The sequence below is a fragment of the Streptomyces sp. NPDC059142 genome (assembly GCF_042755665.1).
In the GTDB taxonomy this organism is placed as follows: domain Bacteria; phylum Actinomycetota; class Actinomycetes; order Streptomycetales; family Streptomycetaceae; genus Streptomyces.
In genome coordinates, this window is record NZ_JBHZDA010000095.1 from 21,671 (window position 1) to 27,898 (window position 6,228).

General features: G+C 71.0%; 4 protein-coding genes. All 4 read left to right on the forward strand.

What is annotated here, in order from left to right:
• Nucleotides 1-53: 53 nt before the first annotated feature.
• The 4 genes from ACFXPK_RS26900 to ACFXPK_RS26915 all read left to right on the forward strand — a co-directional run bounded on the left by ACFXPK_RS26900 (nucleotide 54) and on the right by ACFXPK_RS26915 (nucleotide 6,161).
• A complete protein-coding gene (locus ACFXPK_RS26900) occupies nucleotides 54-581 on the forward strand; it encodes a DinB family protein (RefSeq protein ID WP_385079417.1) in 528 nt (175 codons plus the stop codon).
• 173 nt (nucleotides 582-754) lie between these two features.
• The gene (locus ACFXPK_RS26905) at nucleotides 755-1,612 is read left to right on the forward strand and encodes an aldo/keto reductase (RefSeq protein ID WP_384995081.1); all 858 of its coding nucleotides are present in this window, start codon (nucleotides 755-757) and stop codon (nucleotides 1,610-1,612) included.
• Nucleotides 1,613-1,793: 181 nt separating this feature from the next.
• On the forward strand, nucleotides 1,794-5,258 hold the full coding sequence (locus ACFXPK_RS26910; protein ID WP_385079421.1) for a ThuA domain-containing protein: 3,465 nt from the start codon (nucleotides 1,794-1,796) through the stop codon (nucleotides 5,256-5,258).
• Between the two features lie 12 nt (nucleotides 5,259-5,270).
• Nucleotides 5,271-6,161 (forward strand): sugar phosphate isomerase/epimerase family protein, encoded by an 891-nt coding sequence (locus tag ACFXPK_RS26915; protein ID WP_385079424.1) that lies wholly within the window; start codon nucleotides 5,271-5,273, stop codon nucleotides 6,159-6,161.
• Nucleotides 6,162-6,228: the final 67 nt, after the last annotated feature.

Sequence of the window (6,228 nt, forward strand, 5' to 3'; positions counted from 1 at the left end):
GAGCGGACCGGGCGGAGGGATCCGGTCCGGGCCGAGGAGCAAGGGAGCCGACCATGACCGACACCCCGGCCACCGCGAGCGCGGATCTGCTCGTCGACGCCTTCGGGCGTATCCGGGAGACCGTCCACGAGGTGGTCGACGGGCTCTCCCCCGACGAGCTGGAGGTACGGATCGACGACGGGGCGAATTCGATCGCCTGGCTCGTCTGGCACCTCACCCGGGTCCAGGACGACCACATCGCCGACGCCGCCGGTACGGAGCAGGTGTGGACGGCGGAGGACTGGCACGGGCGGTTCGGGCTGTCGTTCCGGGCCGGTGCGACCGGGTACGGGCACTCCGCCAAGGACGTGGCGAAGCTCGGCGGTGTCACGGCGGAGCTGCTCGCCGGGTACCACGACGCCGTCCACGACCGGACGGTCGCGTATCTCGGCACGCTCAAGGACGCGGATCTCGCGCGGGTCGTCGACGAGGGGTGGACCCCGGCGGTGACCCTGGGGGTGCGGCTGGTCAGCGTCGTCTCCGACGATCTCCAGCATGTGGGGCAGGCGGCCTTCGTCCGGGGGTGGCTGGAGCGTCCCTGAGCAGCGGGCCTCCCGCCGTGTTCCGTACGGAGCCGCCCCCGCCCCGGGCGACCTTCGCCGTGGCGAACGCGACGGAGAATTCGTCCCGTTCTGTTGGACGCGCCGACGATCAGCGGCGAGGCTGGGGGAAACCGGCAGCTCGTTCCCCGGAGCACGAAAGGTGTGCCACCACCATGAAGACCCGCCGCATCGGAACCGTCGACGTCAGCGCGATCGGCCTGGGCGCCATGCCGATGTCGATCGAGGGCCGGCCCGACGAGGCCCGTTCCCTCGCCACTCTGCACGCCGCGCTGGACGCCGGAGTGACCCTGATCGACACGGCCGACGCCTACCATCTGCTCGCCACCGACGTCGGTCACAACGAGACCCTGATCGCCAAGGCCCTCGCCTCGCACCCGCGCGGATCCGAGGTCCTGGTCGCCACGAAGGGCGGACATCTGCGCCCCGGCGACGGTTCCTGGACGCTGGACGGCTCCCCCGAGTATCTGAAGCGCGCCTGTGAGGCGTCGCTCGGCCGGCTCGGGGTGGAGGCGATCGGGCTGTACCAGTTCCACCGGCCCGACCCGAAGGTGCCGTACGAGGAGTCGGTCGGCGCCCTGCGTGATCTGCTGGACGAGGGCAAGATCCGGCAGGCGGGCATCTCCAACGCGAATCCGGAGCAGATCAGGGCGGCCGACGAGATCCTGGGCGGCCGGCTGGTCTCCGTACAGAACCAGTTCTCGCCCGCCTTCCGGTCCAGCGAGCCGGAGCTGGAACTCTGTGCCGAGCTGGGTATCGCCTTCCTGCCGTGGAGCCCGTTCGGCGGTATCAAGAACGCGGGTGAACTCGGCTCCTCGTACGCCCCGTTCGCCCGGATCGCCGAGGCGCACGGGGTGAGTCCGCAGCGGGTGTGCCTGGCCTGGATGCTGGCCAAGTCGCCCACGGTGGTGCCGATTCCGGGGTCGAGCCGTCCGGAGACCGCCGTGGACTCTGCGGCGGCGGCCGATCTCGTCCTCACCCCGGCCGAGGTGGCGGAGCTGGACGCCGCCTGACCCGGCGGGACGGACCCGGCTCCGCCGTACGCCCGCCGGCGGAGCCAGGTCCGTCCCAACTCCCCTGTCGCAGAAGGCTCTTCCGACCCATTGCCTCCTCGTGATACGGGGACCTACGCTGTGCGGCGTACTCCTGAAAGCGCTTTCCAACCCGCCGGCCCAACCAGCACCGGGAGCGCCCATGAGAGCTTCGTCGCCCTTCCTTGTGATCACCGCGTTACTCGCCCTTGTCCTCGGTGCCGGGGTGGCCGCCCCGCCCCGGGCCGAGGCGGCGCCGTTCCGCGTACTGGTCTTCTCCAAGGTCACCAACTTCGAGCACGACTCGATTCCCGCCGGTATCAAGGCTGTTGAGCGACTCGGCAGCGAGAACGGCTTCGATGTGGAGGCCACCTCGGACGCCACCGCCTTCACCGAGGAGAACCTGTCCCGCTTCCAGGCCATCGTCTTCAACAACACCAACTCCACGCCGGAGAGCGGCGATCTGCTGGACGGGGCCCAACGGGCCGCCCTCCAGGGGTTCGTGCGCGGGGGCGGGGGCTGGGTCGGACTGCACTCCGCCTCCGCGAGCGAGCGTGACTGGAGCTGGTACGAGGGGCTGGTCGGCGCGGTCTTCGACAAGCACCCGGCCGTCCAGACCGGCCGGGTGAAGGTACTCGACCGGACACACCCCTCGACCCGTGACCTTCCGCAGCTCTGGGAGCGTACGGAGGAGTGGTACAACTGGCGGACCAACCCGACGGGGAAGGTGCACACCCTCGCCCAGATCAAGGTGAGGGACGGGATCGACGGCCTGGACGAGGGCGTCGACCATCCGTGGTCCTGGTGCCAGAACTACGACGGCGGACGCTCCTGGTTCACCGCCGGCGGGCATGACGCGGCCTCGTTCGAGGAGGACGCCTTCCTCTCGCACCTGCTCGGCGGCATCCAGTGGGCGGCGGGCAACGCCCCCGGCGACTGCACCGCCACCCGCACGGGCGCCTTCCAGCGCACCCCGCTGGTCACCAGCGACCTCGCCGACCCCTTCGAGCTGGCCGTGGCCCCCGACCGCCGGGTCTTCTTCATCGAACGCACCGGCAAGCTCAAGGTGATCGACCAGGAGTCGCTCCGGGTCTCGACCGCGCTGGACTTCGCGTACACCCCCGAGATGACGAGCCAGTCCGACGGCCTCCTCGGGCTGGCCCTCGACCCGGACTTCGCGGCGAACCACTGGCTCTACCTGCTGCACTCCGACAAGAACGAGAAACAGCTCAACCTGTCGCGCTTCACGGTCACGGGCGACACCGTCGACCCCGCCTCCGAGAAACGGCTGCTCACCGTCCCGACCCTGCGCGGCGAGGGCCGGGCCAACTCGCACATGGCCGGGTCGATCGCCTTCGACAAGGACGGGGACCTGTACGTCGCGACCGGCGACAACACCGACCCGTTCGCCTCCGACGGCTTCACGCCGATCGACGAGCGCGCCGGGCGCCGCGCCTGGGACGCCCAGGGGACGGCCGGCAACACCAACGACCTGCGCGGCAAGGTCCTGCGGATCACACCGCGGGACGACGGCACGTACACCGTTCCCGAGGGGAACCTGTTCGCCCCGGGTACGGAACTCACCCGTCCCGAGATCTACGCGATGGGCCTGCGCAACCCGTTCCGTATCACCACCGACCCGGGCAGCGGGGCGCTGCTGGTGGGCGACTACGGGCCCGACGCGCGCGCCGCCGTCGGCAACCGGGGGCCCGAGGGCACCGTCGAGTACAACCGGATCACCCGGGCGGGCAACTACGGCTGGCCGTACTGTGTCGGCGCCAACACCCCCTTCAACGACTACGACTTCACCACCAACACCCCGGGTCCGAAGTTCGACTGCGCGAACCTGGTCAACGACTCGCCGAACAACACCGGTCTGCGCGAACTGCCGCCCGCCGCACCGGCGACGGTCTGGTACGCCTACTCCGCCTCGGCCGACTTCCCCGAACTGGGCACGGGCGGCGGGGCGCCGATGAGCGGCCCCGTCTACGACTACGACCCCGACAACGCCTACCCGTCGAAGTTCCCCGCGTACTTCGAGGGGAAGTGGCTGGTCTACGAGCTGACCAGGACCTGGTTCAAGACCCTCTCGTTCCAGGAGAAGGACCAGACGTTCACCGATCCGCGGTTCCCGCCGGTGAAGGCCGGTGATCTCCAGTCCATCAACGGCGTCTTCGGCGACATGAAGTGGAACCAGCCCTTCGACGCGGACTTCGGACCCGACGGCGCCCTGTACGTCATCGACTTCGGGCTCGGCAGCGGCACGGGCCGGGGCGGCAGCAACGAGGGCTCCGGCATCTACCGTATCGACCATGTGGGCGACGACCGGCTGCCCGAGGCCAGGTCGGCCGCGACCCCGGACACCGGGGCGGCGCCGCTCACCGTCGCGTTCTCCAGCGCGGGTTCCGGTCTGCCCGGCGGCCAACCGGTGCGCTACGCCTGGGACTTCGACGGGGACGGAACCACCGACTCGACGGAGGCCAACCCGACCCATGTGTACCGGGACAAGGGGCGGTTCACCGCCCGGCTCACCGTCACCGGACCGGGCGGGCTGACCGGGCTCTCGGTCCAGGAGATCACCGTCGGCAACACCCGGCCGGTGGTGACGATCCAACAGCCCCCGGACGGCGGGATCTTCCGCTTCGGCGACACCATCCCCTTCACCGTGAAGGTCACGGACCGGGAGGACGGGAAGACCGGCCGGGGCGGCAGGATCGACTGCTCACGGGTGGTCGTCCAGTCCCAGCTCGGCCATGACAGCCACCTCCATCCGCTGGACAACTACACCGGCTGCGCGGGCGAGATCGTCACCGACGCCGGGGACAGTCACGGTCCAGGACAGAACCTGTACTACGGGATCACCGCGCGCTACGAGGACCTGGGCGGCGCGGGCGGTGTGCCCGCCCTCACCGGGTCGGCCTCGCTGACCCTGCGCACCGCCTTCCGCGAGGCCGAGCACCGCACCTCGACCGGCGGCGCGCACGGCGGGGCGGAGGCCGTGGACCGCGCCGACTCCTCGGGCGGCAAGCGGCTCGGCGAGATCGAGGACGGCGACTGGATCGCCTTCGACCCGGTGTCGCTGAAGGGCATCGGTTCGGTGACGGTCGGCGCGTCCTCGGGCGGCATCGGCGGCGACATCGAGTTCCGCGCGGACTCCCCCACCGGTCCGCTGCTGGGCAAGGTCACCGTCCCCGTCACCGGCGGCTACGGCAACATCGTCTCCCCCACCACCGACCTCGTCGACCCCGGGCGGACGGTGAAGCTGTACGCCGTCTTCACCAACCCCGCCTGGACCGAGCAGGGTCCGGATCTGCTCGCGGTGGACTGGCTGCACTTCAACGGCTCCGGAGTCGAGAAGAAACCGGCCACGAAGGTGACGGCCCGGGCGGCCCCGTCGGACGGCTCGACGCCCCTCACCTTCCAACTCACTTCGAAGGTCGAGCCGTTGTCCGGGCGCACCATCGCCTCGTACCACTGGGACTACGGCGACAACTCCAAGCCCGCGGGTCCGGAGGGCCCGAGCGCCACGCACACGTACGCCCGGGCGGGCGCCTACACGGCGCGGCTGACCGTCACCGACGACCGCGGCGACACGACGACCGGTGCGGTCCGTGTCGACGCACGCTGAGAGGGGAGTGGGATGAGCCGCAGCGACCAGAGCGGGCACATCGGCGCCGCCGTCACCGGAAGACGGGCGTTCCTCGGCGCGGCGGCGGGTACGGCCGTCGCGCTGGGCGGTACGGGCAGCGCGAGCGCCGCCGGACACGGATGGCGGCGCCGGCGGCTCCCGCCGTCCGCGATCGGCATGCATCTGTACACCATGCGCACCCCGCTGGCCTCGGACTTCCCCGGGACACTGGAGCGTCTGGCGCGGATCGGCTACGCGACGGTCGGGGTCAGCGGCCGGCACGGCCACAGCGCGGCGGCGATCCGCTCGATGCTGGACGCCACCGGGCTGCGCGCGGTGCTCGAACACGTCGCCTACCCCACGGTCACCGGCAGCGGTCTGCCGCAGGCCGTCGAGGACGTCCGTACACTCGGCGGCCGGTGGATCGTGGTGCCCAGCCTGCCCACCACGATGCACTCACCGGCCGGATACCGGGAGGCGGCACGGCAGTTCAACGCGGCGGGGCTGCTCGCGCGCCGCGCCGGGCTCAAGGTGCTCTTCCACAATCACGACGGCGACCACGCCACCGTCGACGGGGAGAGCCTGTACCGCATCCTGCTCAAGGAGACCGATCCGGAGCTGGTGGGCTTCGAACTGGACGTGTTCTGGGCGTCGAAGGGCGGTGACGATCCGCGCCGGCTCTTCGTGACCCACCCCGGACGGTTCCCCGCGCTGCATGTGAAGGACATGACGCCCGAGGGCGGGTTCGAGGACGTCGGCTCCGGTGTGCTGGACTTCCCTGCGATGTTCGGCACGGCGCGGTCCGGGGGCGTACGGCAGTGGCTGGTGGAGCACGACACACCGGCCGATCCGTTCCTGACGGCGCTGCGCAGCTACCGCTATCTCGCACGGCTGCGCTACTGAGCGGTGCGGTGATGTACGGACGGGGGGGTGGGGGGGGGCGGCGCGGCGCCGGCCCCCCCCCCCGCCC

Coding starts and splice junctions, on each gene's coding strand:
- ACFXPK_RS26900 (WP_385079417.1), top strand. CDS start 54: ATGACCGACACCCCGGCCACCGCGAGCGCGGATCTGCTCGTCGACGCC.
- ACFXPK_RS26905 (WP_384995081.1), top strand. CDS start 755: ATGAAGACCCGCCGCATCGGAACCGTCGACGTCAGCGCGATCGGCCTG.
- ACFXPK_RS26910 (WP_385079421.1), top strand. CDS start 1,794: ATGAGAGCTTCGTCGCCCTTCCTTGTGATCACCGCGTTACTCGCCCTT.
- ACFXPK_RS26915 (WP_385079424.1), top strand. CDS start 5,271: ATGAGCCGCAGCGACCAGAGCGGGCACATCGGCGCCGCCGTCACCGGA.